The following is a 26,155-nucleotide window of genomic DNA, read 5'->3' on the forward strand; positions in this document are numbered from 1 at the left end:
CACGTCTGATCGCACCCGCATTTCCTTCGTCCTTTGTCCATGCCTGTACCCCGCCGACTGTTTCGCGCTCCAAGCCGCAGCCTGCTCGCACGGCTGGCCGCGCTCATCGCGCTCCTCGTCGGCGCGTTGCTCGTATGGACACTGTCCACTGTGTATGAGCAGCGCAAGCTGATGCACCGCCACCAGGCTGAGCGCGAGCTGCAGACGATTGGCCGTTTGCAGGCGCAGGCGGTGGCCGACTGGCGGACCAGCCGCCTGGCAGACGCCAATGCCCTGACGGACGACAGCCTGTTCGCGCAGGCAGTGGCACGCTGGCAAAGCGCGCCTCAGACAGAACATGAAGCGACAGCCTTCGTACAGGAGCGGCTGCGCATTCTGCAAGAGCGGGCACGCTACAGCGTCGTGTCCTTTGTCGCCCCGGATGGCACCGTATCCATGGGCAACAGCAGCAAAACGGTGCCCGATGCGGAAAAGAAAGCGCTCGCTCACGCCATAGAAAGTGCAGCGCCAGCGATAGTCGAGCCGCGGCGCGCCCCATTTTTTGCATTCCCGTTCTTCAGCCTGATGGCGCCCATCTTTGACGGCACTCGCCCGCTGGGCGCCGTGTGGCTGGTGATGGACGTACGCACCAGTCTCTACCCCCTGCTCTCCCCCTGGCCCACGGCAAGCGAAACGGCCGAATCGGTTCTTGTGCAAGCACAGGGGAAAGATGCCTTGCTGCTGACTCCGCTGCGCCGCCATGGCGAGTTGGAAACACCGACCGTGGTCTCCGCGTCGGACACGGCCAGACCCTTGGTGCAGGCAGTCGCAGGCGCGCGCGGCCTGCTCTACGGACGTGATGACCGGAACACTCCTGTCATCGCTGTGGTCAACGCCATTGCCGAATCCCCCTGGCTTCTCGTCTCCGAAATCGAAGTGAATGAGGCTTTTGGCGAGGCGGCCACGCGCGAACTGTGGGTACTAAGCCTGCCGGTGAGTGCCGCCGTGCTGATCGCTGCGCTGCTGCTGGGCGGCTGGCAGTGGCGGGCGCGGCTGCGCGAGAGCGCGCTCAAGGACAAGCTGGCGCAGAACATGCAGTGGCTGGAGAGCGCGCAAAAAGCGGCGTTGGTGGGCTACTACGTGTACGAGCGCAGTGGGGACACCTTTACGCTCTCGCCCATGGCCAGCGAGCTGTTTGGTCTCACGCCCGAAGCGCCCGTGGCGCGAACGCAGTGGCTGGCGCAGGTGCATCCGGCGGATCGCGCGCAGGTGCTGGCGGGGCTGGACGAGGCACTGCGCGAGCGCAAGCCACTGCGCATGCAGTACCGCCTTGTCGATGGAAGCCAAGAACGCTGGGTGGACATGTGGGGCGAGCACGACGCCCCCAGTGCCAACGCTCGCATGACGGGCACGGTGCAGGACATTACCGAACGCCAGCGCGCGGAAGAAAAACTGGGGCAATACCGCACGGCGCTCGAAGCCCTGGTGCGCCAGGACCCGATGACGGGCGTCGCCAACCGGCGCGCGCTCACCGAGGCCCTGACGGTGGAGTGGCAGCGTGCAGCGCGCATCCAGGCGCCCCTGTCGGTGCTGATGATCGACGTCGACCATTTCAAGGCGTTCAATGACCGCTATGGCCACCTGGCAGGCGATGAGTGCCTGCGCAAGGTCGCCAAGGCACTGGCGCGCACAGTCGCGCGGGCGACCGACCTGGTGGCGCGCTACGGCGGCGAAGAATTTGCCGTGCTGCTGCCGGCTACCGGCCGCGCGGAGGCGCAAGCCATTGCCGAAAAGCTGCGCCTTGCCGTGCGCAAGCTGGCGATCGTGCACGCGGCGTCCGGCGTGGCCACCGTGGTCACCGTCAGCATTGGCGTCGCCACCGCGCAGACCAAAACCGCGATGCGCAGCGAAGAACTGGGCCGCGCCGGAGCACAGGCCAATGCCGAGCGCGAGAGCCTGCACCTCATTCACCAGGCCGACCAGGCCCTCTATGCCGCCAAGGAGGGCGGGCGCGATGCCGTGGTGGCGCAGGCCGAAGCCCCCTCCAGCACCGCGCTTGTGGGCAGCGGAGCAGCGCCAGACCCTACAGTTTCACCACCGCCACCGCGCAGTACTTGACTTCGGGAATTTTTCCAAAGGGGTCCAGCGCTGCATTGGTCAGCAAATTGGCGGCCGCTTCGCGGTAAGCAAAGGGCAGAAACACCGTGGCATCGGGCGTGCCGTCGTCCTGGCGCAGCAGGACCTCAACCCGCCCCCGGCGCGAGGCAATCACCACGCGCTCGCCCGCGGCCAGGCCCAGCCGCGCCATGGCCGCGCCATTCATGGACGCAGTCGCTACCGGCTCGATCGCGTCCAGCACGTGGCTGCGCCGCGTCATGCTGCCGGTGTGCCAGTGCTCCAACTGGCGGCCCGTGATGAGCACCAGCGGGTAGTCGGCATCAGGCTGCTCATCACCTGGCACCAGGCCCGCAGGCACCAGGCGCACGCGGCCGCTGGCGGTGGGAAAGCGTTCCGTGAAAACAATGGGCTGGCCGGGATCGTCCAGGGACAGACAGGGGTAGGTGACGCTGCCTTCGCTCTCCAGCCGCTCCCAGGTGATGCCGGCTATTGAAGCGTGCATGGCCTGCCGCATTTCCTCGTACACCGCCGCTACGCCATCATGGGCTCCGGGGTAGTTCCAGGCCAGGCCCATGCCAGAGGCCATTTGCTGAAGAATCCACAGGTCGGCCCGCGCATCCCCGGGCGGGGCGATGGCCCGTCGGCCAAGCTGCACCATGCGGTCGGTGTTGCTGGCCGTGCCGGTTTTTTCCATCCAGCTGCTGGCGGGCAGCACCACGTCGGCCAGCCAGGCGGTTTCGGTCAGGAAGATGTCCTGCACCACGAGGTGCGACAGGCTGCCCAGGGCATGGCGCGCGTGGTTCAGGTCGGGGTCGCTCATGGCGGGGTTCTCGCCCAGGATGTACATGCCGCGCACCTTGTGCGGGTCGCCGTCCGGCGCCAGTGCCTTGTGCAAGATTTCCACGACGGTGTAGCCAGGCTCGCTGTCGAGTGGCTGGCCCCAGAAATTCTCGAACCACGCCCGCGCTGCCGGGTCGTCCACGCGCTGGTAGTTGGGCAGCATCATGGGGATCAGCCCCGCGTCGCTGGCGCCCTGGACGTTGTTCTGGCCCCGCAGCGGGTGCAGGCCGGTGCCGGGCCGGCCGATCTGGCCGGTGATGGCGGCGAGCGCAATCAGGCAGCGCACGTTGTCGGTGCCGTGCACATGCTGGCTGACGCCCATGCCCCACAGAATCATCGCGCTTTTGGCCGTGGCAAAGGCCCGCGCCACCTCGCGCAGCAGCGGCGCCGCAATGCCGCAGACCGGTGCCATGGCCTCGGGGCTGAAAGGGGCAAGGTGCTCGCACAGTTCGTCGAAGCCTTCGACCCGCTCGCGCACAAAGGCTTCGTTGACCAGGCCCTCGTCGATCACCGCGTGCAACAGGGCATTGAGCAGCGCCACATCGCTGTCGGCGCGGAACGCCAGCGTGCGCCAGGCGTGGGCGCCCAGGTCGGTGATGCGTGGGTCGGCCAGCACAATCTTGGCGCCACGGGCAGCGGCGTTCTTCATCCAGGTGGCCGCCACCGGGTGGTTGGCCGTGGGGTTGGAACCGATGACGAAAATCAGCTCGGAGAATTCGACATCGCGCACCGGGTTGCTCACCGCCCCCGAACCCACGCCTTCGAGCAGCGCAGCGACGCTCGATGCATGGCACAGCCGCGTGCAATGGTCGACGTTGTTGCTGCCAAAGCCGGAGCGCACCAGCTTCTGGAACAAATAGGCCTCTTCGTTGCTGCCCTTGGCCGAGCCAAACCCGGCCAGCGCCTTGGGGCCATGGGCATCGCGCAGCTGCCTGAGGCCCCCCGCGGCCAGCGCCAGCGCCTCGTCCCAGGAAGCTTCGCGGAAGGTATCGCGCCAGTCGGCGCCCGGCTCGGGCATACCCTTGGGAACGCCGGGCTTGCGAATCAGGGGTGCCGTCAGCCGGTCGGGGTGGTGGATGTAGTCAAAACCAAAGCGGCCCTTGACGCACAGCCGCCCCTCGTTGGCCGGGCCATCCCTGCCCTGTACGCCGACAATTTTTTCACCGCGCACCTGCCAGGTGACCAGGCAGCCGACGCCGCAGAAGGGGCAGACCGAATCGACGCTGCGGTCCATGGCCTGCGAGCCCACCAGGGGTTTGGCGCTGAGCGCGCCGGTCGGGCAGGCCTGCACGCACTCGCCGCAACCTACGCAGGTGCTCAGCCCCATGGGATCGTCCAGGTCGAACACGGGCCGGGCGTCGGCCCCGCGCAGCGCCATGCCGATGACGCCATTGGCCTGTTCCTCGCGGCAGGCGCGCACGCAGCGGCCGCACTGGATACAGGCGTCGAGCTGCACCGCCATGGCGGGGTGGCTGACGTCGGGCGCCAGCGGCGCGCGGCGCAAGGCTGCGAGCGTGGGACGCACCGCCACCTGCAGGCGCTCAGCCCACTGGCTAAGCTCGCCGTGCTGGCCGACATTTTTTAAGCTTTTTTGGCCTCCAGCGCTTACGCCACTTGCGCTGGCAGCTATTGTTTCCGTAGTGTTTATGCTCTCTGGTCCATCGCGCCACTGGTAGCCGGTGTCTGGCATATCCGAGAGCAGCAGCTCCACCACCATGCGCTGCGCTGCGCGCGCGCGCGGGCTTTGCGCCCGCACCTGCATACCGGGCGTGGGCGCGCGGCAGCAGCTGGGAGCCAGCGTGCGCTCGCCATCAATTTCGACCACGCAGGCGCGGCAGTTGCCATCGGGCCGCAAGCCGTCGGTGTGGCACAGGTGCGGAATTTCGACACCGTGGCGCAGGGCGGCCTGCCACAGGCTCTCGCCTGGCAGAGCCCGGGCCACTTCGCCATCGAGTTCGAAGGCGATGCCATCGGGCGCGCTCACGCGGCCCCCTCGGGTGGCAGGGTTTCGGTGAGGGATCTGCCGTGCGGGTGTGGCAGATCGCCCGGCGGCGCGCCCATCGGCTGGCCCTGCCCCACCTCGTGCGCAAAGTACTGGTACACGCAGCGGATCGGGTTCGGTGCCGCCTGGCCCAGGCCGCAGATGGAGGCGTCCGCCATGACCTGCGCCAGATCGTCCAGCAATTCGGCGTCCCAGGCCGGCGCTTGCATGAGGCTGGCCGCCTTGTCCGTGCCGACGCGGCAGGGCGTGCACTGGCCGCAGCTCTCATGGGCCAAGAAACGCATCACGTTCAGCGCCGCGTCGCGCGCGCGGTCGTGGTGGCCGAGCACGATGACGGCGGCCGAACCGATAAAGCAGCCGTGGGGTTGCAAGGTATCGAAATCCAGCGGCAGATCCGCCAGCCGCGCGGGCAGGATGCCGCCCGAGGCGCCGCCGGGCAGGTAGGCGTACAGCTCGTGCCCGTCCTGCATGCCGCCGCAGTATTCGGCTATGAGTTCGCGCAGGGTGATGCCCGCCGGCGCGAGCTTGACGCCGGGCTGCCTGACCCGCCCGCTGACGCTGAAACTGCGCAGGCCATGGCGGCCGTGCCGGCCAAAGCCGGCAAACCACTCTGGGCCGCGTTCGACAATATCGCGCACCCAGTACAGCGTCTCGAAGTTGTGCTCCAGCGTGGGCCTGCCAAACAGGCCGCGCTCGGCAATGTAGGGCGGGCGCAGGCGCGGCATGCCGCGTTTGCCTTCGATGCTCTCGATCATGGCCGATTCTTCGCCGCAGACGTAGGCGCCCGCGCCGCGCCGCAGTTCGATGTGCGGCAGATGGCAAGGCGGGTCGGCACGGAGCTTGGCGAGTTCGGCTTGCAAAAGCGCTCGGCAGCCGTGGTATTCGTCCCGCAGGTAGAGGTAGACCGCCTCGGTGCCCACCACTTGCGCGGCAATCAGCACGCCTTCCAGAAACCGGTGCGGGTCGCGTTCCAGGTAAGTCCGGTCCTTGAAAGTACCGGGCTCGCCCTCGTCGATATTGACGGCCATGAACCGGGGGGCAGGCTGCTCGCGGACGATGCGCCACTTGCGCCCAGCGGGAAAGCCCGCGCCGCCCAGCCCACGCAGGCCCGAGCCTTCCATGGCCGCGAGCACCGCCTCCGCATCCCTCTCGCCATTGACCAGCGCCGCCGCCAGCGCGTAGCCGCCTTGGGCGCGGTAGCTGGCGTAGCCGGTGGGGCCGGCATGGTCCGGCAGGCTGCGCTCCGCCCAGTCGGATGCTACGAAAGGAGTAGCTGCTAGCGCAGGTGCGATAAGCGCTAGAGGCCTATTTGATGCCAAAACCACGGCCTCCGGCGTGGCGTGCGGCACGGGCGTCTGGCGCACCACCGCCACGGGCGCCTGCTCGCAGCGGCCGACGCAGGGCACGGGGACAACGCGCACATCCTGCCCTGAAAAAAATCCCGGCAGTCGCGCCAGCAGTTCCTGCGCCCCGGCCAACTGGCACGAGAGCGAATCGCAAACACGCACCGTCAGGCCCGGCGCTTCGCGCTCACCCCGCACCACGTCGAAGTGGTGGTAAAAGCTCGCCACCTCGTAGACCTCGGCCATCGGTATTCGCATCTCCCGGGCCAAGGCCACCAGATGCCGGTCGTGCAGACAGCGCCAGGCATCGTTCAACAGATGCAGGTATTCGATCAGCAGGTCGCGGCGATGGCCTTCGGGCGGGTACTCGCCAATGAGGGCCCGCACCTCGGCCGTGGATGCCGCATCCGGCTGGCGGCCCTTGAGCCGGCTATTGCGGCGCAGGCCTGCACGCAACGCGTCGGGGGTGGCAAGGGCGACGGCTTGGGGGAAAGAAGGCTTCGCGGCAAAGCTCACTGGGTAACCTCCGTGCGGCGCAGTGCGGTGCTAACTGGCTTGGGGCGGCCCGGCGCGGCGCCCATGCGCCACTATGGCACGGCGCGCGGGCCTTGCGAAGCCTGCCGGGCGCAGAACGCGAACCCGTTCTCAGGTGTCCTTGCTGACCGAGATCGTCGGAAACTTGGCGGAGAAATCCTTGGCCTGCTGCGCAATTTTCACCGCCACGCTGCGCGCCACCTGTTTGTAGATTTGCGCCACATCGCCGTCCGGGTCGGCGACCACGGTGGGCTTGCCGCTGTCGGCCTGGAGCCGAATCTGCATGTCCAGCGGCAAGGCGCCCAGGTACGCCATACCGTAGTCCTGCGCCATTTTCTTGCCGCCATCGGCACCAAAAATATGCTCGATGTGGCCGCAGTTGGTGCACACATGGACGGCCATGTTCTCGACGATGCCCAGGATCGGCACGCCCACCTTTTCAAACATCTTGATGCCGCGCTTGGCATCGAGCAGGGCAATGTCCTGCGGCGTGGTGACGATGACGCCGCCGGTAATCGGCACGCGCTGGCACAGCGTGAGCTGGATGTCGCCGGTGCCGGGCGGCAGGTCGATGACGAGGTAGTCCAAATCGCGCCAGTTGGTCTGGCGCAGCAGTTGCTCCAGCGCCTGCGTGGCCATGGGGCCGCGCCAGATCATGGCTTCGTCCTGGTTCACCAGGAAGCCGATGGACATCACCTGGATGCCGTAGTTTTCCAGCGGCTCCATGTTCTTGCCGTCCACGCTCTCGGGCCGGCGGTTGATGCCCAGCATCATCGGCTGGCTGGGGCCGTAGATGTCGGCGTCCAGCACACCCACGCTGGCGCCCTCGGCGGCCAGGGCCAGGGCGAGGTTGGCGGCGGTGGTGCTCTTGCCCACGCCGCCCTTGCCCGAGGCCACGGCAATGATGTTTTTGACCTGCGGCAAGAGCTGGACGCCGCGCTGTACCGCGTGCGCGGCAATCTTGCTGCTGATATGCGCCGAGACGTTGGCCACACCGGCCACGCCCCGCGCGGCAGCCACGAGCTGCGTGCGCAGGCCCGGAATCAGGCTTTTGGCCGGGTAGCCCAGCTCGACATCAAAGGCAACATCGCCGCCCGTGATCTGCAAGTTGCGCAGCGCCTGCGTGCTGACAAAATCCTTGCCGGTATGCGGGTCCTGCACCTTGGCCAGGGCGGCCAGCAGGTCCTGTTCGGAAACAGCCATTCAAATCTCTCCTGGTAAGTGCCGCGAGTCTATTGCGCGAAGCAATGACAATGGAGGCAGTGGGGCGGATGCCCTTCCCCCCGAGAGCATGAAAGAGACCCGTGAAACTGAAAATGGCCGACAACTCGCTGTTCGCAATCCTGCTGCGCTCGCCCTGGTGGGTGAGCATGCTGCTGGCAGGCGCCATGACCCTGGCGGTTGCCGCACTGGCACCGGAGCGCTTCAAGCTGCTGGGCGCTTTTGGCGCCCTGCCGCTGTACGGCGTGGGCTGCGTGGCCGCCTGGCGCCAGTGGCACGCGCCTTCTGCTGCTGCGGTTGCTGCGCAATCTGCCGCTCTGCGCGCCATGGCCTGGCGCGAGTTTTCTGCCGCGCTGGAACAGGCCTGGCGCGCGCAGGGCGCGAGCGTGCAGCCGATTACAGGCCTGGAAGCCGATTTTTGCGTAGAGCAAGGCGGCCGCACCACCTTGGTCAGCGCCCGCCGCTGGAAGGCCGCGAGCCACGGCGCGGATGCCATCGGCCACCTGGTGGCGGCGATGCGCAAGCGGGACATTCATGCCGGCCAATACCTGGTGGCGCACGGCACCGTCAGCGATGCAGCGCGCGACCTGGCCCGTACCGAAGGCGTGGCGCTGGTGGAGGGCGACGCCCTGGCGCGGCTGCTACTGCCAAAAACTTGAGCCCCGGATCGCCACGGGTTTTCCCGTGGCGATCCTCGGGCGGCACTGTCGCACACTGCTGCCAGCGCATTGCACCAGCCCTGCTCCCCAGGGACATGACAAACGAAATGGCCCAGGCAGCACTCCCAGCCACCGAAACCCCGGCAGCAGACGCCGGCAGCGCCGCGCCGCACACCGGCCACACGGGTCTATTGCTCACGGGCGGCGGCGCTCGCGCAGCCTACCAAGTGGGCGTACTCGAAGCCATTGCCGACCTGCGCCTGGCCTGCGGCGCGGGCCAGGCCCCTAATCCGTTTCCCATCATCACCGGCACTTCGGCGGGCGCTATCAATGCGGCGGCGCTGGCCTGCGGGGCAGACCAGTTCGACCGCACGGTGCGCCGCATCGCCCGCGTGTGGCGCAACTTCCAGGCGCAGCAGGTGTACCGGGCCGATTCGCTCAGTGTGGCGCAAAGCGGTGCGCGCTGGCTCACGCTGCTCTCGCTGGGCTGGGTGCTGGCGCGCTGGCGCCGGCTGCGCCCGCGCTCGCTGCTGGACAACGGTCCGCTGATCAAGCTGCTGGCAAAAATGGTGCCGCTGGTGCGCCTGCCACAGGTCATCCGCAAGGGGCACCTGTACGCGCTCGCCGTGACCGCATCGAGCTACACCACGGGCGACCATGTCACCTTTTTCGAGGCGGGCGAGCGGCTTGACCCCTGGGTGCGCTCGCAGCGCCGGGCCGTGCGCGACCGCATCACGCACGAGCATTTGCTGGCCTCAAGCGCCATTCCCTTCATCTTCCCGGCCACAGCCATCGAAGTGGCCAATCGCACCGAGTATTTTGGCGACGGCTCCATGCGCCAGTCGGCGCCTATCGCCGCCGCCATTCACCTGGGCGCCCAGCGCATCCTGGTCGTTGGCGCCGGCCGCATGCACGAGCCCAGGGAGCTGGCGCCCGAAAGCACCATGCCGTCCTACCCCTCGCTCGCGCAAATTGCCGGCCACGCGCTCTCGAATATCTTTCTCGACGCGCTGGCCGTGGACATCGAACGCATGCAGCGCATCAACCAGACGATCTCGCTCATTCCGCAAGCCTCGCGCAGTGGCAGCCTGCTGCGCCCCATCGAACTGCTGGTCATTGCCCCCTCGGAGCGCATCGACGCCCTGGCAGCGCGCCACGTGGGCGACCTGCCCGCGGCTGTGCGCACCATGCTGGGCGCGCTCGGCGTCACCGCGAACATGCAGGACGTGCGCGGCGCGGCGCTCGCCAGCTACCTGCTGTTCGAGGCGGCCTATACGCGCGAACTGATGGCCCTGGGCCGCGCCGACACGCTCGCCAAGCGGGGCGACGTGTGCCGCTTCTTTGGCTGGCAGGACGCGGGCGTGCCGGTCGCGACCGCGCTGCAGGTGACGGATTCGGATTTCCCGCGAAGCGCCGCATAGACAGCTTTCAGGGCGGGCTCCCACGCCGAGGAACAGGCGGCACAGAAGCTGGTCCTAGAATTGCCGATTGCGCCGCCCAGCCTTTCGGCAGCGCCGCCCCCGACCACCTTCTGCCCATGCCCCGCAAACTTTTCGTCACTACCGCCCTTCCCTACGCCAACGGCAAGTTCCACATTGGCCACATCATGGAATACATCCAGGCCGACATCTGGGTGCGCACGCAGCGCATGTTGGGCAACGAAGTCAACTTTGTCGGCGCCGACGACACACATGGCGCACCCATCATGATCGCCGCCGAGAAGGCGGGCCTGACGCCGCAGCAGTTCGTCGCCAACATTGCCGCCGGCCGCAAACAGTACCTCGACGGCTTTCACATCGCGTTCGACAACTGGCACAGCACCGATGCCCCCGAAAACCACCAGCTCGCGCAAGATATCTACCGCGATCTCAAAGCCAACGACCTGATCGAGACGCGCACCATCGACCAGTTTTTCGACCCTCAGAAGTCGATGTTCCTGCCGGACCGCTACATCAAGGGCGAATGCCCGCGCTGCCATGCCAAGGACCAGTACGGCGACAACTGCGAGGTCTGCGGCTCGGTGTATGCGCCCACCGACCTGATCGACCCCTACTCCACCCTCTCGGGCGCCAAGCCGGTGCTCAAGTCGTCCGAGCATTTCTTCTTCAAGCTCTCCGATCCGCGCTGCGTGGCCTTCCTGGAAGACTGGACCCAGGACGGACGCCTGCAGCCCGAGGTGGCCAACAAGGTGCGCGAGTGGTTCAGCGTGCGCACCAACCCCGACGGAACGACCAGCGAGGGCCTGGGCGACTGGGACATCTCGCGCGACGCGCCCTACTTCGGCATTGAGATTCCCGATGCGCCGGGCAAATATTTCTATGTGTGGCTCGACGCCCCCATCGGCTACCTGGCCTCGCTGAAGAACCTGCTATCCAAGCGCGGCGAGGACTACGGCGCCTACATGGCCGACCCGGCGCTGGAGCAGGTGCACTTCATCGGCAAGGACATCGTCACCTTCCACACCTTGTTCTGGCCCGCCACGCTCAAATTCAGTGGCCGCAAGGTGCCCGACCGCGTGTTCGTGCACGGTTTTCTCACCGTGAACAACGGCGAGAAGATGAGCAAGAGCCGGGGCACGGGCCTGGACCCGCTCAAGTACCTGGAGCTCGGCATGAACCCCGAGTGGCTGCGCTACTACCTGGCGGCTAAGCTCAGCAGCCGCAACGAAGACATCGACTTCAACGCTAGCGACTTCATGGCGCGCGTGAACAGCGACCTGGTGGGCAAGTACATCAACATTGCGTCCCGCGCCGCGGGCTTTCTGACCAAGCGCTTTGGCGGCCAACTGGCCGAAGTGTCGGCCGACGGCGACGCGCTGCTGGAGCATCTGAAGGACGTCGCCCCCAGCATCATCGAGCTGCTGGCCGAACGCGAGTACGGCAAGGCGCTGCGCGAAACCATGCTGCTGGCCGACCGCGTGAACGCCTACGTGGACCAGAACAAGCCCTGGGAACTGGCCAAGCAGCAAGGCATGGACAGCCGCCTGCAGGACGTGTGCAGCACCTGCATGGAAGCGTTCCGCCTGCTGACCATTGTGATGAAGCCAGTGCTGCCTGCGCTGGCAAGCGAGGTGGAAGCCTTCCTCAACGTCCCGCCCTTCACCTTCGAGAGCGCGCAGCAACGCCTGGGCGCGGGCCACGTGATTGGCAGTTACCAGCACCTGCTGCAGCGCGTGGATATCAAGCAACTTGAAGCACTTTTTGAGCCTCCAGCGCAAGAGGAGCAAGCGGATGCAGCTATTGATTCAGGAGCATCCGGCGCCAATGCCCTGCCCGGCGGCGAAGCCATTGCCCCGACCATCACCATCGACGATTTCGCCAAGATTGATTTGCGCATTGCCCGCATCGAGCAGTGCGAGCGCGTCGAAGGCTCCACCAAGTTGCTGCGCCTGACACTGGACGCGGGCGAGGGAAAGACCCGCAACGTCTTCAGCGGCATTGCCAGCGCCTACGCACCCGAGCAGCTCACCGGCAAGCTCACTGTGCTGGTCGCCAACCTGGCGCCGCGCAAGATGAAATTTGGCGTCTCCGAGGGCATGGTGCTGGCCGCCAGCCACGCCGATGGCAAGGCACAACCCGGCATCTACGTGCTGGAGCCCGGGCCGGGCGCAGCCCCCGGCATGCGCGTGAAGTAACCAAGACTCGCCATGGTCCCCATCCACCGCTTTCAGCCCCGCGTCTTCGAAGCCCTGCGCGGCTACAGCCGAAGTCGCCTGCTTGCCGACCTGGGGGCCGGGGTCACGGTCGGTGTGGTGGCCCTGCCGCTCGCCATGGCCTTTGCCATTGCCAGTGGCCTGACGCCGCAGGCAGGGCTGTGGACGGCCATCATCGGCGGTTTCCTGGTGGCGCTGCTGGGTGGCACCAACGTGCAGATCGGTGGGCCGGCGGGGGCCTTTATCGTCATTGTCTACGGCATCGTCGATCGCTATGGCGTGGCCAACCTGCTCATTGCCACCGCCTGCGCAGGTGTGCTGCTGTTTGCGCTTGGCCTGCTGCGCCTGGGGAGCCTGGTGCGCTTTGTGCCGGTGAGCATCGTTATCGGCTTCACCAATGGCATTGCGGTGCTGATTGCCGTCTCGCAGCTCAAGGATTTTCTGGGTCTGCAGATTTCCAAGATGCCTGGCAACTTCTTCTCACAAGTGGATGTGATGGCGCGGCACGCAGGCACTGTGAACCCTTACGCCCTGGGCCTGGGCGCAGCCTGCCTGGGTGGCCTGTTCCTGTGGCCACGCCTCTTCATGAGCGGCTCCCCCGTGCTGCACATGGCCGAGGGGCATACGGTGCGCAACTTCGCGCGCATTCCCGCGCCTGTGGTGGCGCTGATTACCCTCACCGCGCTCTCGCACGGCATGGGCTACCCGGTCGAAACCCTGGGAACGCGTTTTGGCGGCATTCCCCAAAGCCTGCCCATCTTCGCCTTGCCCGCTTTTTCCTGGGACACCGTGCGCCTGCTGGTTGCGCCCACGATCACCATTGCCTTGCTGGGCGCCATCGAGTCGCTGCTCTGCGCACGCGTGGCCGACCAGTTGGCTACCGACCCGCATATCCGCAAGCACGACCCCAACCAGGAGCTGATGGCTCAGGGTGTGGCCAATTTCGTCGTGCCATTTTTTGGCGGTATGCCGGTGACGGGCACGGTTGCCCGCACGGTGACGAATCTGCGCGCCGGTGCCACGTCGCCGGTGGCGGGCATCGTGCACGCGGCAACCATCGCTGTCATCGTGCTGGTGGCGGCTCCGCTGGCGATGCACATTCCGCTTGCCGTGCTGGCCGGCATCCTGCTGCATGTGGCCTGGAACATGGGCGAGTGGCACGAGTTTGGGCGCCTCAAGCACTTCTCCAACCACTATCGGCTGCTGCTGCTGGGCACTTTCTTCCTCACCGTGGTGTTTGACTTGACGGTGGCCGTGCAAGTCGGGCTGGCGCTGGCCTGCGTGCTGTTTGTACGGCGCATGAGCGAACTTTTCCGTGCCGAGCCCGAAAGGCTACCCGCCGCGGCTGGCGTGCCGCAGCTTGGCTGGCAACTGCATGGCGCACTGTTCTTTGGTGCGACCACCAAAATCGACCCCCTGGTGGGCGCCATTGAGGCGGCCCCCGAGGGCGTACAGGTGCACCTGGATATCCACGACCTGTTCGCCCTGGATACCACGGGCCTCGAAGGTCTGGAGCAAATCCTCAAAACAGTGGCCGAGCGCGGCGGGCGGTTGACGCTCTCGGGCGCGCAGGCCCAGCCTGCATCGCTCATGGAGCGATCGGGCTTCAATGCCCGGCTGGCGGCGCAGTCTGCGGCGCCACAGGGCCCTGCTGCTGCCAGTGCCCCGGGGCATGGCCCGTCCAGCGGCGAAACGCCCGGTTGAAGGCACTGGCCTCCGAAAACCCCAGGCGCCGCGCAATGCGAACAAACGGCTCGGCCCCGCTCGCCACGGCCTGGCGGGCCAGCGCATGGCGCACGCCATCGACCAGGTCGGCGTAGCACACGCCCTCCTCCTGCAACCGGCGCGCAAACGCCCGCTCCCCCAGCCCGAACTGGCGCGCCGCCTGGGCGCGGCCAGGCACGCTGCCGTCCAGCGCGCCGGTCAGCCACTGCTCGACCCGGGTGCTCAGCAGCATGGGTGCCGACAACGCCGCCAACTGCGCCGCCGCATGGGTGCGGTGCAACAGCGCCAGCTCGGCATCGGCCTGGGGCAAAGGGGCATCCAGGACGGTGTTGTCCAGCAGCAAGCCATTGAAGGCCTGCTCGAACTGCACCTCGGCCCCCAGAGCCTGCGCATAGGCCGACAAAGGCCCGATCTGCCCATGGCTGAACTGCACGCGCACCGGCTGCAGAGGCCGGCCCGTCACCCAGCGGCTGAAGCACACGGCAGCGGCCAGCACCGACTCCACCTGGTGCGGGCTGAACGCAAGGCTGCCCTGCTGCGGGTGGTAGATAAGCCAGCTGTGCTGCTCCCCGACCAGAGTCTGGAAGCGACCGCCGTCGCTGATGAGGCGCTGGTACTCCTGCAACTGGCCGATGGCGCTGCGCAGCGTGGACGACGACAGCAGAATAAAGCTGACCACATTGAAGCTGCCCGGCCCCACCTGGCGCCCGGTGTTCAGGCCAAAGGCGGCGTCGCCCGTCAGCGCGGCGGCGGCCCGCCAGAGGCGGGTGATGTCGTCGACCGGCCAGCGCGGCGCGCCCAAGCGGTCGTTCGCCACCCCGGCGCGCGCCAGCAGGTCGGCGCAAGGCACGCCCTGGCGCTCGGCGGCGGCAATGACGGTGTTGACCCAGCTGAGCGACACGCTGGGCGCTGAAGTCAACATGCAGTGGCTCCAAGGTCAAGAGAAATTCCATGATACGGCGCTATGGTTCAGTGATAAAAAAGGAGACAAGCGATGCACTCACAGCGGCACGATGTGGTGGTGGTCGGTGGGGGACTGGCCGGTATCGTCACCGCGCTGGAATGCCTGCGCGCGGGCCAATCCGTCGCCCTGGTGGACCGCGACACGCCCGAGCGCTTCGGCGGCTTGGCGCTGTGGGCCTTTGGCGGTATGGCACTGGTGGGCACGCCGCTACAGGCGCGTATGAAGATCCCCGACACGCCCGAGCGGGCGCTGGCCGACTGGCTGCGCTTTGGGGAACTGGGCGAGAACGACATGCTGCCGCGCCAATGGGCACAGCACTACGTGCAGCATTCGCGCAGCCAGGTGTACGACTGGCTGCTGCAGGAGGGCGTCAAGTTCATGCCCGCCGTGAACTGGGTCGAGCGCGGAATGAACGGCGACGGCAACAGCGTGCCGCGCTACCACATCGTCTGGGGAACGTCGCGTGAACTTACGCTCCGCATGATTGCCGCGCTGCGTGCGGCGGCCTCGACAGGCCGAGGCGCCGGACGCCTCACCCTGCTACACCAACACCGGGTCACCGCGCTGGAACACAGCGCAGGCCAGGTCTCGGGCGCTGTGGCGGTGAACGACGCCACCGGCGCAGAGGTGCGCCTGTCGGCGCCCGTGGTGGTGCTGGCCATGGGCGGCATCAACGGCAGCCATGAAGAAGCGCGCGCCAACTGGCCCCAAGATCGCCCCCGCCCCAGCCAGATGCTCAATGGCGCACACCCCTTTGCCGACGGCAAGATGCACCACTGGGTGGCCGACGCGATGAAAGGGCGCATCACCCACGCAGGCGAGATGTGGAACTACGCCGCAGGCTTTCCGCACCCGTTCCCGCATTTCGAGGGCCATGGGCTCTCGACCATTCCCTGCAAGTCGGCCCTGTGGCTCGACCACCGGGGCGAGCGCATCGGCCCCGAGCCGCTGGTCACCGGTTTTGACACCCACTGGCTGTGCCAGCGCGTCGCCGCGCAAGACAAGCCCTGGACCTGGCACCTGCTCAACTGGCGCATCGCCATCAAGGAATTCGCCATTTCGGGGGCCGAGCACAACCAGCGCATCCGCGATAGGCAGTTCCCCGCGTTCTTGAAAGAAACCCTGCTCGGCAACCACCGCCTGGTGCGCCAAATGCAGAGCGAAAGCCGGCACTTTCTGGTGGACGACACCCTTGCTGGTCTTACCGCCAAAATGAATGCGCTGACCTGCTCGCACGACATTGACCCCGCCGTACTGCAGGATACCGCCGACCGCTTCGACGCCAATTTTGCGAATGGCAGCAAGCTGCACAACGACGACCAGATCCGCCGCATCCTGCATGCGCGCCAGTGGGGGCCGGACAAGCTGCGCACCTGCGCACCGGCCCCGCTGCAAAAGCCAGGCGCCGGGCCATTCATCGCCATCCAGATGCAACTCATCACGCGCAAAAGCCTGGGCGGCCTGCAGACCGACTTGCAAAGCCGCGTCTTGGACGGCGCGGGCCAGCCCATCGGCGGCCTGTACTGCGTGGGCGAAGCCGCCGGCTTTGGCGGCGGCGGTGCCAACGGTAAACGCGCACTGGAGGGCACCTTCTTGCCCGGCTGCATTCTCACGGCGCGGGCTGCGGCGCGCTCCATTACCACGGGCCGCGCGCTCTGAAAACCAAAGGAATACACCATGTCCAACGGCGCACAAGCCCTCATGAAAACGCTGGTCGATGCCGGCATCGAAGTCTGCTTCTCCAATCCCGGCACCAGCGAGATGCACTTTGTGGCGGCGCTGGACAGCGAACCGCGCATGCGCGCCGTGCTCGCCCTGTTCGAGGGCGTGGCCACTGGCGCTGCCGACGGCTATGCCCGCATGGCGGGCAAACCCGCTGCCACGCTTTTGCACCTGGGCTGCGGCCTGGGCAATGGCCTGGCCAACCTGCACAACGCGCGCAAGGGCAAGGTGCCCATCGTCAATATCGTGGGCGACCACGCCACGTACCACACGCGGCTAGACGCCCAACTCCAGTCGGACATTGAAACCGTGGCGCGCAATGTGTCGCCTGGTTTTGTGCGCACCTCTTCCAGCACCGCCCAGTTGTGCCAGGACGCCACCGACGCCATCACCGCCGCGCGCGGCCTGCCGGGGCAAGTGGCGACGCTGATCCTGCCGGCCGACGTGTCTTGGGGCGAGGGCGCCGAGCCCTGCCCGCCGCCCGCACAGCCCGCACCCCAGGCCGCGGATGCTGCGGTGGTGCAAGCCATTGCCGAGGTGCTGCGCTCGGGCAAGAAGGCCGCCTTGCTGCTGGGCGGGCACGCCCTGCGCGAGCCCGCGCTGCTGGCCGCCGCGCGCATTGCCGCGCACAGCGGCGTGCAACTGCTGGCCGAAGTGTTCCCCACCCGCATGGAGCGGGGCGCCGGGCTGCCCTATGTCGAGCGCATTGCCTACCTGGCCGAAATGGCCGGCGTGCAGTTGGCCGGGATCGAACACCTGGTGCTGGTCGACGCCAAAGCGCCAGTGTCGTTCTTCGCCTACCCCGGCAAGAAGAGCGAGCTGGTGCCCGACACCTGCACAGTACATACGCTCTCCACCCCGGCCCAAGACGCAGCCGCCAGCCTGCAACAACTCGCCACCGCGCTGGGCGCCACGCAGACCGCGCCCGCCCTGCAGGCTGCACAGCGCCCAGGCTGCCCGCGCGGCAAACTTACCGCGCCCAAGGTGTGCAAGGCCGTGGGCCATCTGCTGCCGGACAACGCCATCCTGATCGATGAAGCCATCACCTCGGGGCTGATGCTCTCCACCATGACGGCAGGCGCGCCGCGCCACGACCTCATCACCCTCACCGGCGGCGCCATCGGCCAAGGGCTGCCCAACGCCGTCGGCGCGGCCATTGCCTGCCCGGGCCGCCCCGTCATCGCGCTGATTGGCGACGGCACCGCCATGTACACCTTTCAGGCCCTTTGGACCATGGCGCGCGAGAAGCTGCATGTGGTGTCCGTCGTTTTCAACAACGCGTCCTACTCGGTGTTGAACGTGGAGCTGGAGCGCGTCGGCGCCGACGAAGTCGGGCCCAAGGCCCAGTCGCAGCTCGACCTGAGCGAGCCCACGCTGAACTTCGCGCTGCTCGCCCAGGGCATGGGCGTGCATGCGGTACGCACCGACACCGCCGAAGGCTTCGCCAAAGCGCTGGAATATGCCCTGGCAGAGCCGGGGCCGCACCTGATCGAGGCACTGGTGCCCGAGTCCCTGAGCGGTGCCAAGCGCAAGGTGCTGCCCTGGCTGCTGCGCTCCATGCCCCACTTGCCGCAGCCGGTGGCGCGGGCGCTAAAACGGAAAATCGCACCGTAGGCGCGCCCTCACCCCCCTGCGCCGCTCCGTACGGCCGCCTGAGGCGGCGGCTCCTCGGGATCGTCCAAACCTGCGCAGATGTGCGTGGCTCACCCAGAAAGCACACTGCACGGGGAATTGTGAGAGCGCTCACTTGGATTGAAGCTAGATCACAGCGGGAATACTGGCTTGCATGCCTTTGAAATGCCTCAGCCGCCTACCACTTGGGCGCTTGACGACCGTGCTTCGGGTTTCTCCGGGAGGGGAAATTCTCTCGAATGGGCGCATATTTCCTGCATCTCGTCTTGAAGGCTGCGATCTCAAAATCCAGCGCATGTCTGTGGAAATGGGATACCGCTCAGCACAGCGTCACAAGGGAAAACCATGCAGATATTCCAGCGTATTTTTACTGCCAGCAATCGCCCACATTTTGACGCGCTACCCGTCCATCGCCAGAACCAGCTCATTCTGGTCTTTGGCAGCACGGCATTGCTCAGCGACAGCGGTCATTTCGACGCGATTCGCAGCGCCTTTCCGGGTGGATTGGTCGTTGGATGCTCCACCGCAGGGGAGATTCATGGCACCGAGGTAAGCGATGACACCTTGGTGGTGACCGAGGTGAATTTCGAGCACACCCGGCTGCATTTTTCCCAAGGGCATATCGTCGACTCCTCGCAAAGTTTTGCGGTTGGGCTTGCTCTGGCCGAGTCTTTGCCCGCTGACGAACTCGTGCATGTGCTGGTTTTCTCGGATGGACTCCATGTCAATGGCACGGCCCTGGTGCGGGGCATGCGGGAAGGACTTCCGCCACACGTCGAGATCACGGGAGGTTTGTCCGCGGATGGCGCCAGGTTCCAAAAAACCCTGGTGTGCGCCAATGACGTGCCAGCACCCAACCAGGTGGCCGTTGTGGGCTTGTATGGCGACCGTATCAAGGTCGGCTATGGGTCGTTGGGCGGCTGGGATCCGTTTGGCCCCGAACGGGAAATCACCCGCGCCCAAGGCACCGTGTTGTTCGACCTGGACCGCAAGCCCGCGCTGGAGCTGTACAAACGTTATTTGGGAGAGCATGCCGCTGGTTTGCCGGCAACCGGGCTCCTGTTTCCGCTGGCCCTGCGCCATCCCGAAATGGTGGGCGGTACGCACGGAGGCAGCAGCAGCGTGGTGCGCACCATTCTCGGTATCGACGAGGAGCTCGGCAGCATGACCTTTGCCGGCGACATGCCTGAAGGTGGATACGTCCGACTCATGAAAGCCAACTTCGAACGCTTGATCGACGGCGCATCCGGCGCGGCAAGAATCAGCATGCAACCTTTGCAGGACCAGTCGGCTCAGTTGGCTTTGCTCATCAGTTGCGTGGGCCGCAAGCTGGTACTCAAACAGCGGGTGGAAGAAGAAGTCGAGAGTGTGCGCGACGTCCTGGGTGATCAGGCCGTATTCACCGGGTTCTATTCCTATGGAGAAATTTCGCCGCACATGGCGGGCGACGCGTGCGAACTGCACAACCAGACGATGACCATTACCACGCTTTTTGAAAACTAAGGGATGCACAGCCTACTTCTGCGCCAGATCCGACGGCTTTTCGGAGAAGTCCAGGAGCTTCCCGTCAGGATGCTGCCTCTTTTCGAGGCTATTGACGCCTACTACCACCAGGCCGACAACGACCGCGAGATGATCGAGCGCTCGCTGGACATTGCCTCACAGGAAATGCTGGAGCAAAACCACGTGCTGACCAGCGAACTTGAGGCGCGCAGGGCCGCAGAGTCCCGTGTGATGACCTTGTCCAACTTCGATACGCTGACCGGGCTTGCCAATCGCAGCCTGTTCGTGGACCGGCTCAACCAAGCGATTGCCGGTGCCCTGCGGGAAAGCCATAAAGTGGTGGTCGTGGTACTGGGGCTGGACTATTTCAAGCTGGTCAACGAGAGCCTGGGCTACAGCACCGGCAACGAGTTGCTGAAGGTTGTTGGTGACCGCTTGCGCGGCTGCGTCCGCGGCAGTGACATGGTGGCCCGTTTGGGCGGCGACGAATTCGCCCTGATCTTTACGGAGTCGGCGCCGGGTCAGCGCGACATCCATCCCCCCCACTACCGCAGAAACACCAACGATGAAGTCGAACCGGGGACCGCCGAACTTCTGCAACGGATCATGAAGACCGTTTCAACCTCACTCATGCTGGCTGACCGGGAACTTGAAGTCACCTGCAGCATGGGCGTCAGCCTGTATCCGCGGGACGGCACGAACAGTGAGGCCCTGCTCAAGGCGGCCGGCGTGGCGTTGAGCAACGCCAAGCGCATCGGGAGCAATAATTTTCAGTTCTTCACAGTGGACCTCAGTGCCAAAATCCAGGCACGATTGGCCTTGCAGGGGCAGCTTCGATTGGCAGTCGAGCGTGAGGAGTTTGTCTTGCACTACCAGCCCCAGGTGGACCTATGCAGCGGCCGCATTGTGGGCGTGGAAGCGCTGATCCGCTGGAACCACCCCGAGCTTGGCTTGGTGCCACCGGGGCAATTCATCGGCTTGGCGGAAGAAACCGGTCTGATCGTGCCGATCGGCGCCTGGGTCATCCGTACCGCATGCGCGCAAAGCAAAGCCTGGGAGCGACAGGGACTTGGCAGTTTCCGCATGGCGGTGAATGTGTCAGTCCGCCAGTTCGCTCAGCCCGACCTGGTTGAATACATCGCAGCGGTGTTGGCAGAGACCGGCCTGGAGCCGCAATCGCTGGAAATCGAATTGACCGAGAGTCTGGTCATGAACGATGTGGATCGATCCATCGACATCTTGCAACGGCTCAAGGCCATCGGTCTGCAAATGTCGATTGACGATTTCGGGACCGGTTATTCGAGCCTTGCGTATTTGAAACGGTTTCCCATCGACCTGCTGAAGATCGACCAGGCGTTCGTGCGCGACATCGAGACCTCCTCGGATGATGCCGCAATCGTAAAGACCATCATTTCCATGGCGCACAGCCTGGGAATTCGCGTCATTGCCGAGGGAGTGGAAACCGAGGCACAGTGCAATTTCCTGCGGCTCAACATGTGCGACGAAATACAGGGCTATTTCTTCAGCAGACCCGTTGACGCGGCACGTATCGGGGAGCTTCTGGCACAGGATCAGCGCCTGGCGGATCATTTGCTGCGCTTCAAGCGAACCAAGCGCTCTTTGTTGCTGGTCGATGACGAACCCAGCGTCGCACACGCACTCAAGCGCCTCCTCCGACGCGAGAATTTGCAGATCCTGATCGCTGATGGTGGGCAGGCGGGCCTGGACATCTTGGCGCAGCACCCGGTTGACGTGATCATTTCTGACCAGCGCATGCCCGGCATGACCGGGGTTGAGTTCCTGAAAATTGCCAAAAACCGCTATCCAGATGCCATCCGCATCGTACTTTCCGGGGACTCGGAAATGCGCTCGGTGACCGAAGCGGTAAATGATGGTGCCATCTACAAGTTTCTGAGCAAGCCATGGAGCGACCAGCAGCTTTGTGACTGCATTGAGGAGGCGTTCCTGCACAAGGAAATGGCCGATGACAACCGCCAACTACAAATGGAAATATTGGCTACCAATCAAAAGTTGGCGGCAGCGAACCGCGAGCTGGAGAAGCGACACGCAAGATGAACTGCCCCGGTGGACTGGCGGAGCCAGATCCACAGTGCCACGGGTTTGGGGGCGCGCCCATTTCAGAGGGCCTTGGTGGTTCTCGGCTCTATCGCCCACCGCCCTGGTTCTGCGGCGCGTTCAGGTCGGGGCCGTTTTGCGTGCGCAGCACTCGGCCGTCGTTGCCGGTGACCACGGAGAACAGCATGTGCGTGTCGGGCTGCACCAGGTAGTGCCAATCCAGATGCGTCTCGCCACTCAAGTCAAAATGCGTGGTCTTGGCCGGTTTGCCCAGCAGGCGGCGCACTTGCCCTATGGCCATACCCGGCTGCACGCGCGCGAAATTCTCTTGCGTGAGCACCTGGCGCACGGCGACAAGCCTGCCGTCGGCGCCAATCGTGATCATGTAGTTCTCAACTCCGGCGGGCTGGCGGTTGTACTCTAGTGTGTGGCCGCCGTCGGGCTCGGGCCAGGTGTTCTCGGGCACGCCAAAGCGGTCGCGCACGTCGGCTTCGGTGGACTGGCCGCTCTGCAGTTCGCTGATGCGTTGGGCATCGCAAGCTGCGAGAAGCACCAGACCCACGAGTGTGGTGGCAAACAGTTTGGCGATAGGCATGGTGGTCCCCGGTAAAATCGTGAGAACTAGCGTAACCCAAAGCCATGTCCCTCTTCGCCCGCCCCCACTACACCTCCGACGCCACCCAGTTCATCGAGAAGCTCAAGCACGAGCGCCCCGAGCTCGATGCCCAGCAACGCGCCGGGCGCGCCCTGCTGTGGGACAAGCCGGTGGATCGGGCACTCTGGCAAGAGTACCGCGCCGGCCGTGTGCCGCAAAAATCCTACGTCTACTACTCGTACAGCGACGAGCAGTAAAACTGGCTCCAGCGCATTATTGACAAGCGCTTGTAGCTATAAAAACCATAGTGACTATCGGCATGGTGAGCGACGCTTCTCAAGACGCGCCCACAGTTGCCATGCCCGAGGTGGTGGACCAGGTGGCGCTCGCCCGCCTGTACGGCGAGCCGCTGTTCGCGCTGCCAAGCGACCTGTACATTCCGCCCGACGCACTCGAAGTCTTCCTGGAGGCCTTTGAAGGCCCGCTGGACCTGCTGCTCTACCTGATCCGCAAGCAGAACTTCAACATCCTCGACATCCCCATGGCCGGGCTGACGCGCCAGTATTTGGCCTATGTGGAGGAAATCCGCAGCCGCAACCTGGAGCTGGCCGCCGAATACCTGCTGATGGCGGCCATGCTCATCGAGATCAAGTCGCGCATGCTGCTGCCGCCGCGCAAAACCGAGGGGGCCGAGGAAGCCGAAGACCCACGCGCCGCCCTGGTGCGCCGCCTGCTCGAATACGAGCAGATGAAGCTCGCGGCCGCCCGCCTGAACGCATGGCCGCAGCACGGACGGGATTTTCTGTGCGCCCAGGCGGTGATCGAGCAGGGCCTGCAGCCACGCTTTCCCGATGTGAGCCTGGCCGACCTGCAGCAGGCCTGGCAGGACATCATGAAGCGCGCGCGCCTGGTGCAGCACCACCACATTTCCCGCGAGGAGCTGAGCGTGCGCGAGCACATGAGCCAGGTGCTCAAGGCGCTGCAGGGCCGGCGCTTCGTCGAATTTGAAACCCTGTTCGACCCGGCACGCGGCAGCACGGTGCTGGTCGTCACCTTTATCGCCTTGCTCGAACTCGCCAAGGAAACCCTGATAGAAATTACCCAGGCGGAAGCCTTTGCCCCCATCTACGTCCGGCTGGCATACACCCCCAGCTGACACACCTCCAACCCCTTTGCAACCCTCCGAGTCGGCCCGCTGGCACGCAGTTGCACCGATTGCATTGACCCATGGCTTCACACGATTTTGACGTTCTGATTGTGGGCAGCGGCCTGGCCGGCCTGTCCGCTGCCCTGCACCTCGCCCCCACGCACCGCGTGGCCGTGATCACCAAGCGCCAGATGCAAGACGGCGCCAGCGCCTGGGCCCAGGGCGGCATTGCCGCCGTGCTGGCCAACGACGACAGCTTTGAGGCACATATCCAGGACACCCTGGTGGCGGGCGCCGGCCTGTGCGATCTGGCCACCACCCGTTTCGTTGTCGAAAACGCCCCTGCCGCTATTGCCTGGCTGCGCGGCCTGGGCGTGCCGTTCACGCAGGAAGCAGGCGAGCTGCACCTCACGCGCGAAGGCGGCCACAGCGCACGCCGTATCGCCCATGTCACCGACGCCACCGGTGCAGCCGTGCAGAAAACCTTGATTGACGTGGTGCGTGCCACCCCTGGCATCACGCTGTTCGAGCACCACACGCTGGTGGACCTGATCACCAGCCACAAACTGGGGCTGGCTGGACAGCGGTGCCTGGGCCTGTACGCGCTGGACGAGTCGACGGACGAGGTGGTCACCTTCCGCGCACCACAAACCATTCTGGCCACTGGCGGCGCAGGCAAGGTCTACCTCTACACGACCAACCCCGACACCGCCACGGGCGACGGCATTGCCGCTGCCTGGCGCGCCGGCTGCCGCGTGGGAAATATGGAATTCATCCAGTTCCACCCCACGGGCCTGTACCACCCGCACGCCAAGTCTTTCCTCATCAGCGAGGCGGTGCGCGGCGAAGGCGGCAAACTGCTGCTGCCCGACGGCACCCGCTTCATGCCGGAGCATGATGCACGCGCCGAGCTTGCCCCGCGCGACGTGGTCGCCCGCGCCATCGACTACGAAATGAAGAAGCACGGCCTGGACTGCGTGTTGCTCGACATCTCGCACCAAAGCCCCGCGTTCTTGCAGGAGCATTTCCCCAACATCCTGGCACACTGCGCCAATCTGGGTATCGACATCACCAAAGAGCCGATTCCGGTGGTGCCCACGGCGCACTTCACCTGCGGCGGCGTGCTGACCGACCTCTCGGCGCGCACCGACCTGCCCGGCCTGTACGCGGTGGGCGAAGTGGCCTGCACCGGCCTGCACGGCGCCAACCGGCTGGCCAGCAACTCGCTGCTCGAATGCATGGTCTTCGCCCGCGCCGCCGCCCAGCACATCGCCAGCGCGCCGCGCGTGCAGATTCCGGCGCTGCCACGCTGGGACGACAGCCGTGTGACCGACGCCGACGAATGCGTGGTCATCTCGCACAACTGGGACGAGCTGCGCCGCTTCATGTGGGACTACGTGGGCATCGTGCGCACCAACAAGCGCCTGGAGCGCGCCACGCACCGCATCACCTTGCTGCTGACCGAGATCGACGAGTTCTACGCCAATTTCCATGTCACGCGCGACCTGCTGGAACTGCGCAACCTGGTGCAGGTGGCACAGCTCATCGTGCGCTCGGCGCAGCTCAGACGCGAGAGCCGCGGCCTGCACTACAGCCGCGACTACCCGGACCTTGCCGCGCCAGCCGCGTCCACCATTCTGGTCCCCCCTGTCACCCACTAATCCCTTCACGCCCCATGCTGCGCACCCTGCTCAAATCCAAAATCCACCGCGTCGCCGCCACGCACTGCGAGCTGCACTACGAAGGCTCCTGCGCCATTGACGAAGATTTGCTCGACGCTGCCGGCATTGTCGAAAACGAACAGGTCCACATCTGGAACATCGACAACGGCGAGCGCATCGTCACCTACGCCATCAAAGGCCAGCGCGGCAGCGGCATGATCTCCGTGAACGGCTCGGCCGCGCGCCGCGCCAGCGTGGGCGATCTGCTGATCATTGCCGCCTTCGCCCAAGTGCCGGAAGCCGATGTCCCCAGCCACCGCCCCCAGCTCGTGTTCGTGGACGCCCACAACCGCCAATGCGGTCTGCGCGACCACGTGCCTACCCAGGCTCTCTGAAAGGCCATGCCATGCCACACCTGACCGTCGAATACTCCGCCAACCTGGCCCCCTTTCCCGAGCGCAAGGCGCTGGGGGAACTGAACGAGGCACTCTGTGCCAGCCCCGAGGTGCAGACCGAGGCCGACCTGAAGACCCGCTTTGTCTGCCAAAGCAGTTTTGCCGTCGGTACGGAATCGGGCCCGCGTGGCTTCGTGCACGCCCAGCTGCGCTTGCTCGCCGGCCGCACGCCCGAAGCCAAACAGGACCTGGCTGAGCGCGTGGCGACCGTACTGCGCCGCCGCACCCCGAAACCCGAGGGCATGCTGGTGCAGCTCTCCGTGGAAATCGTGGATATGGACCGCCCGTCCTACATCAAGGAACGGCTGTAGGCTTGTCGGCCCAGCA

General features: G+C 65.7%; 19 protein-coding genes. 14 read left to right on the forward strand and 5 right to left on the reverse strand.

The window, feature by feature from the left end; translation table 11 throughout:
* The first annotated feature begins 39 nt into the window (after positions 1 to 39).
* On the forward strand, positions 40 to 2,097 hold the full coding sequence (locus D3F03_RS08190) for a GGDEF domain-containing protein (protein WP_119108890.1): 2,058 nt from the start codon (positions 40 to 42) through the stop codon (positions 2,095 to 2,097).
* Here D3F03_RS08190 and fdhF read toward each other — a convergent pair.
* From fdhF to apbC, 3 genes are all read right to left on the reverse strand, one after another.
* Entirely contained in the window at positions 2,063 to 4,921 is a 2,859-nt protein-coding gene (gene fdhF / locus D3F03_RS08195; RefSeq protein ID WP_119108891.1) for a formate dehydrogenase subunit alpha, read from the reverse strand. The genes D3F03_RS08190 and fdhF overlap by 35 nt on opposite strands.
* A complete protein-coding gene (locus D3F03_RS08200; protein WP_245960548.1) occupies positions 4,918 to 6,798 on the reverse strand; it encodes an NADH-ubiquinone oxidoreductase-F iron-sulfur binding region domain-containing protein in 1,881 nt (626 codons plus the stop codon). Before D3F03_RS08200 ends, fdhF begins: the two co-directional genes overlap by 4 nt.
* Positions 6,799 to 6,927: 129 nt before the next feature.
* Positions 6,928 to 8,019: an iron-sulfur cluster carrier protein ApbC gene (gene apbC, locus D3F03_RS08205; protein ID WP_119108893.1), complete on the reverse strand. Its 1,092-nt coding sequence runs from the start codon at positions 8,017 to 8,019 to the stop codon at positions 6,928 to 6,930.
* A 101-nt stretch (positions 8,020 to 8,120) separates the two neighbouring features.
* Between apbC and D3F03_RS08210 the strand changes: the two genes are divergently transcribed.
* The 4 genes from D3F03_RS08210 (at position 8,121) to D3F03_RS08225 (ending at position 14,052) form a co-directional block, all read left to right on the forward strand.
* Positions 8,121 to 8,696, forward strand: coding sequence for a restriction endonuclease (locus D3F03_RS08210; protein ID WP_245960549.1), 576 nt, complete (start codon positions 8,121 to 8,123; stop codon positions 8,694 to 8,696).
* Positions 8,697 to 8,791: 95 nt separating this feature from the next.
* Positions 8,792 to 10,117 (forward strand): patatin-like phospholipase family protein, encoded by a 1,326-nt coding sequence (locus D3F03_RS08215; RefSeq protein WP_245960550.1) that lies wholly within the window; start codon positions 8,792 to 8,794, stop codon positions 10,115 to 10,117.
* A 116-nt stretch (positions 10,118 to 10,233) separates the two neighbouring features.
* A complete protein-coding gene (gene metG, locus D3F03_RS08220) occupies positions 10,234 to 12,330 on the forward strand; it encodes a methionine--tRNA ligase (RefSeq protein ID WP_119108894.1) in 2,097 nt (698 codons plus the stop codon).
* 12 nt (positions 12,331 to 12,342) lie between these two features.
* Complete coding sequence (locus D3F03_RS08225) at positions 12,343 to 14,052, forward strand: SulP family inorganic anion transporter (protein WP_119108895.1); 1,710 nt, start codon at positions 12,343 to 12,345, stop codon at positions 14,050 to 14,052.
* Here D3F03_RS08225 and D3F03_RS08230 read toward each other — a convergent pair.
* Positions 13,955 to 14,995: an AraC family transcriptional regulator gene (locus tag D3F03_RS08230; protein ID WP_245960551.1), complete on the reverse strand. Its 1,041-nt coding sequence runs from the start codon at positions 14,993 to 14,995 to the stop codon at positions 13,955 to 13,957. The genes D3F03_RS08225 and D3F03_RS08230 overlap by 98 nt on opposite strands.
* A gap of 72 nt (positions 14,996 to 15,067) precedes the next feature.
* On the opposite strand from D3F03_RS08230, the gene D3F03_RS08235 reads away from it, so the two are divergent.
* The 4 genes from D3F03_RS08235 to D3F03_RS08250 all read left to right on the forward strand — a co-directional run bounded on the left by D3F03_RS08235 (position 15,068) and on the right by D3F03_RS08250 (position 21,970).
* On the forward strand, positions 15,068 to 16,696 hold the full coding sequence (locus D3F03_RS08235) for an FAD-dependent oxidoreductase (RefSeq protein WP_119108896.1): 1,629 nt from the start codon (positions 15,068 to 15,070) through the stop codon (positions 16,694 to 16,696).
* Between the two features lie 18 nt (positions 16,697 to 16,714).
* A complete protein-coding gene (locus D3F03_RS08240) occupies positions 16,715 to 18,373 on the forward strand; it encodes an acetolactate synthase large subunit (protein ID WP_119108897.1) in 1,659 nt (552 codons plus the stop codon).
* Positions 18,374 to 18,736: 363 nt separating this feature from the next.
* Positions 18,737 to 19,894, forward strand: a complete 1,158-nt coding sequence (locus D3F03_RS08245) for an FIST signal transduction protein (RefSeq protein WP_119108898.1) — start codon at positions 18,737 to 18,739, stop codon at positions 19,892 to 19,894.
* A 69-nt stretch (positions 19,895 to 19,963) separates the two neighbouring features.
* Positions 19,964 to 21,970: an EAL domain-containing protein gene (locus D3F03_RS08250; protein ID WP_158606148.1), complete on the forward strand. Its 2,007-nt coding sequence runs from the start codon at positions 19,964 to 19,966 to the stop codon at positions 21,968 to 21,970.
* 88 nt (positions 21,971 to 22,058) lie between these two features.
* Here D3F03_RS08250 and D3F03_RS08255 read toward each other — a convergent pair whose 3' ends face one another.
* Entirely contained in the window at positions 22,059 to 22,565 is a 507-nt protein-coding gene (locus D3F03_RS08255) for an outer membrane protein assembly factor BamE (RefSeq protein WP_119108900.1), read from the reverse strand.
* Positions 22,566 to 22,609: 44 nt separating this feature from the next.
* Between D3F03_RS08255 and D3F03_RS08260 the strand changes: the two genes are divergently transcribed.
* From D3F03_RS08260 to D3F03_RS08280, 5 genes are all read left to right on the forward strand, one after another.
* The gene (locus D3F03_RS08260) at positions 22,610 to 22,822 is read left to right on the forward strand and encodes a DUF3460 family protein (protein ID WP_119108901.1); all 213 of its coding nucleotides are present in this window, start codon (positions 22,610 to 22,612) and stop codon (positions 22,820 to 22,822) included.
* A gap of 62 nt (positions 22,823 to 22,884) precedes the next feature.
* Positions 22,885 to 23,721: a segregation and condensation protein A gene (locus D3F03_RS08265; protein WP_119108902.1), complete on the forward strand. Its 837-nt coding sequence runs from the start codon at positions 22,885 to 22,887 to the stop codon at positions 23,719 to 23,721.
* Positions 23,722 to 23,792: 71 nt separating this feature from the next.
* A complete protein-coding gene (gene nadB, locus D3F03_RS08270) occupies positions 23,793 to 25,373 on the forward strand; it encodes an L-aspartate oxidase (protein WP_119108903.1) in 1,581 nt (526 codons plus the stop codon).
* Positions 25,374 to 25,387: 14 nt separating this feature from the next.
* Positions 25,388 to 25,768 (forward strand): aspartate 1-decarboxylase, encoded by a 381-nt coding sequence (gene panD, locus D3F03_RS08275; RefSeq protein WP_119108904.1) that lies wholly within the window; start codon positions 25,388 to 25,390, stop codon positions 25,766 to 25,768.
* An 11-nt stretch (positions 25,769 to 25,779) separates the two neighbouring features.
* A complete protein-coding gene (locus D3F03_RS08280) occupies positions 25,780 to 26,139 on the forward strand; it encodes a 5-carboxymethyl-2-hydroxymuconate Delta-isomerase (RefSeq protein WP_119108905.1) in 360 nt (119 codons plus the stop codon).
* Positions 26,140 to 26,155: the final 16 nt, after the last annotated feature.

The organism is Simplicispira hankyongi (genome assembly GCF_003570885.1).
In the GTDB taxonomy this organism is placed as follows: Bacteria; Pseudomonadota; Gammaproteobacteria; order Burkholderiales; family Burkholderiaceae_C; genus Simplicispira; species Simplicispira hankyongi.

Excerpts from the sequence above, each read along its gene's own strand:
- D3F03_RS08190 (WP_119108890.1), top strand. The coding sequence starts at position 40 with ATGCCTGTACCCCGCCGACTGTTTCGCGCTCCAAGCCGCAGCCTGCTC.
- apbC (WP_119108893.1), bottom strand. The coding sequence starts at position 8,019 with ATGGCTGTTTCCGAACAGGACCTGCTGGCCGCCCTGGCCAAGGTGCAG.
- D3F03_RS08215 (WP_245960550.1), top strand. The coding sequence starts at position 8,792 with ATGACAAACGAAATGGCCCAGGCAGCACTCCCAGCCACCGAAACCCCG.
- metG (WP_119108894.1), top strand. The coding sequence starts at position 10,234 with ATGCCCCGCAAACTTTTCGTCACTACCGCCCTTCCCTACGCCAACGGC.
- D3F03_RS08225 (WP_119108895.1), top strand. The coding sequence starts at position 12,343 with ATGGTCCCCATCCACCGCTTTCAGCCCCGCGTCTTCGAAGCCCTGCGC.
- D3F03_RS08230 (WP_245960551.1), bottom strand. The coding sequence starts at position 14,995 with ATGTTGACTTCAGCGCCCAGCGTGTCGCTCAGCTGGGTCAACACCGTC.
- D3F03_RS08235 (WP_119108896.1), top strand. The coding sequence starts at position 15,068 with ATGCACTCACAGCGGCACGATGTGGTGGTGGTCGGTGGGGGACTGGCC.
- D3F03_RS08240 (WP_119108897.1), top strand. The coding sequence starts at position 16,715 with ATGTCCAACGGCGCACAAGCCCTCATGAAAACGCTGGTCGATGCCGGC.
- D3F03_RS08245 (WP_119108898.1), top strand. The coding sequence starts at position 18,737 with ATGCAGATATTCCAGCGTATTTTTACTGCCAGCAATCGCCCACATTTT.
- D3F03_RS08250 (WP_158606148.1), top strand. The coding sequence starts at position 19,964 with ATGCTGCCTCTTTTCGAGGCTATTGACGCCTACTACCACCAGGCCGAC.
- D3F03_RS08255 (WP_119108900.1), bottom strand. The coding sequence starts at position 22,565 with ATGCCTATCGCCAAACTGTTTGCCACCACACTCGTGGGTCTGGTGCTT.
- D3F03_RS08260 (WP_119108901.1), top strand. The coding sequence starts at position 22,610 with ATGTCCCTCTTCGCCCGCCCCCACTACACCTCCGACGCCACCCAGTTC.
- D3F03_RS08265 (WP_119108902.1), top strand. The coding sequence starts at position 22,885 with ATGGTGAGCGACGCTTCTCAAGACGCGCCCACAGTTGCCATGCCCGAG.
- nadB (WP_119108903.1), top strand. The coding sequence starts at position 23,793 with ATGGCTTCACACGATTTTGACGTTCTGATTGTGGGCAGCGGCCTGGCC.
- panD (WP_119108904.1), top strand. The coding sequence starts at position 25,388 with ATGCTGCGCACCCTGCTCAAATCCAAAATCCACCGCGTCGCCGCCACG.
- D3F03_RS08280 (WP_119108905.1), top strand. The coding sequence starts at position 25,780 with ATGCCACACCTGACCGTCGAATACTCCGCCAACCTGGCCCCCTTTCCC.